The sequence below is a fragment of the Oleiphilus sp. HI0067 genome (assembly GCF_001635735.1).
This window is the reverse complement of record NZ_LWFI01000631.1, coordinates 1-2875: the sequence shown is the minus strand read 5'-3', so window position 1 is coordinate 2875 and position 2875 is coordinate 1. Positions and strand designations below refer to the sequence as shown.

The window sequence follows — 2875 nt, the reverse complement described above, 5'->3', positions numbered from 1 at the left end:
AACAGGTAACAGAGCACTTTACTGTCACGGCCACAGACAGCAGCGGCACACCGGTACAGCAAACGATAACGATCGACGTGACGGGCACTAACGATGCGCCGGAGATCACCTCTATTACAGCTCAAGCAGCACATGAAGGCGATACGACACTAACAAAAGGGATAATTTATGTCGCAGAGCACGATAACCACGACCGAGTTAGCTTTTCTTCCCCGAGTGTCGACGGTTTTGTACTCCAGCAGAATGGGAAATATAGTTTTGATCCCAGTCACAGCAGCTACAATCATTTAGCCCAAGGCGATGTGCAAACAATTACAATTCCGGTAACTCTTACAGATTTGGCTGGAGCTAGTGACACGAAAAATCTTGTCATCACCTTAACCGGGACTAACGATGCGCCTGTCCTGGATCAGATCCAAGCCCAGAGTGCGACTGAAGATGGCAGTGTGATCTCTGGCAACATTACCTCAACTGATGCCGATGCCCATGAAACGGCCACCTACACCGCACCGACCATAGACGGTTTTACGCTAAATGCCGACGGGTCGTACACCTTTGATCCCAGTCACAGCGCCTATCAACACTTGGCCGCAGGTACAGACCAAACTGTCACCATTCCGATTACGGTGACCGACCAAGACGGTGGTACTGACACGCAGAATCTCGTTATTACGGTTCATGGTAAAGACGATGCAGCTATAATAACGGGGGCAAGCACTGGCGCAGTAACTGAAGGAGACGCAGGTGACACCGCAACCGCCAGTGGAACCCTCAGCATATCTGATACCGATACAGGCGAAACACCTGATTTCCCAGATCTTGTCAGTACAACCACCACCTACGGCCATATAGCCATGGTTAATGGTCAATGGACCTATACCCTTGATCAAAGCAAAGTACAAGATTTATCACCCAGTGACCCCGACCCAGCCAAGCAACAAGTCGTAGATACTTATACTTTCACAGCGACCGATGGCTCAACCCAACAAGTCAGCATCACCATTACCGGGACTGAAGATAAACCTGTTATTAGTTCCGCCTATGCTTCGCCAGTGGGCGCCACTTCGACATTATCCATAACCAGTCTTGAAGTAGTTGCCAGTGCCGACCCTGCGGTGATTGATACGACGGCAGACTGGGGCAGTCAAACATCGACAGTCAGTTCAGGCTTGAAAATAGTTGGCTTATACATGCCAGGCAGTAGCCATAACGAATTGACTTCAGGTAATGAACCTACCTTAACGACAAATCATAGCGGCCAAGGAGGGTTTGCCAGAATTGATAGTCACGGCTGGTGGCAATCACACCATATTCCTAATACTGTGAATACCGGTAGTGGCGGGGCAGCAGGTACGGGTAACGCCTGGGAACATGGTATTGTAGAATTTTCAGATGGTACGCTCGGAATTATTAATCGTGTCTGCGATGGTGCGCCAAATGGCGAAGTGGATTACTTGTATTTTAGTACCTATCAGCAGTTGCATGTTGGAGCAAATCTACTTAGTGGTACCGGCGTTGCCGGTGAAACTATCCATATCGTTGAAGCAGGACACACAATAGCGACGACGGTGGTTGACGCTCACGGTCACTTTGATGTTGCTATTACAGGCCTATCTAATGGGCAGCATACTTTGTCGGTGACGAATGATCACGGAGGGTCCTCAGCACCGCATATCTATGATGTTAATAACGCCGGTATAGCCGATATTTCGCCAGCGGGTTTAACGGCTGATCTGAAAGAAGATAGTGCCCAATTTGAAGTCAAAGGAGAATTAAAAGCCAAAGATTTAGATGGTATTGATCAGCCAGAATTCACGCCGCAAGTTCAGCAGCATACTACTTATGGGACATTCTCGATTGATAGTGCCGGACATTATCATTATGCATTAGATAATACTAACTCGGCAGTCAATCACCTAGGTGTGCATGAAACCATACAAGAAAAAATTCCAGTGATTGCAACCACACTCGATGGCGAACAAGTCATCAGCAATGTGGTCATTAACATTCATGGTAGTGTTGATGCGCCGATGCTATCAGCGACTACTCACCTTGTACAGCAAGGTGCAGAAATACCGCTAGACTTGCACACAGCAATTATTGACACCGGTGGCGATACCGAAACACTTACGGTAAAAATATCAGGCTTACCGGATCATGCAACGCTGAACCACGGTAATTATAATGCCCTGTCTAAAATTTGGACGGTAGATAAGGCTGACTTAAATGGGCTTAAGGCCGATCTGCAGAACCCAAATTTTCACGGTGATATAGCCTTAACCATTACCGCAATTGCCTCGGCCGGAGGGGAAGTACAACAAACGACCAGACCATTAACCTTATCGGTTAATGCTCAACCCGAGGTCCTATCACCGGTTACAGATCAATCGATTGAAGATAATGCGACCCATGGCGTAGATTTATTACAGGGTGCCAGTGACAAAGATGCAGGTGATGTATTACACGTTAGCCATTTAAGCTATGAGCTAGATGGGGCCGCCGCTACGACCCATATTCCAGCGGGTTTTGCGCTTGCCGCTGATGGTCACACGATAACAGTGACCCCGGGCAGTGCGACGTTTCAACACTTAGCGGCAGGTGCGAGCACGACACTAATAATCAGTTATCAGGTGAACGATTCGCGTGGTGGGGCTACTGCACAGACGTCAAGCATCACGATTACCGGCACGAATGATGCGGCGACGATTAGTGGCGTGTCGACAGGACAAGTGGTTGAAGATAGTGGTCAATTAACAACCGGCCAATTACATATCGTTGATAAAGATGATGGCGAGTCTAGCTTTAAACCAGAAACGATTGTGGGCACATTTGGTACTGCACATATTGATGTAAGTGGTAACTGGTCTTACACACT

General features: G+C 48.0%; 1 protein-coding gene. It reads left to right on the top strand.

The features are described from left to right. Positions 1–2875: VCBS domain-containing protein (locus A3739_RS07000; RefSeq protein WP_156502435.1), on the top strand; the 2875-nt coding region annotated here is incomplete at both ends.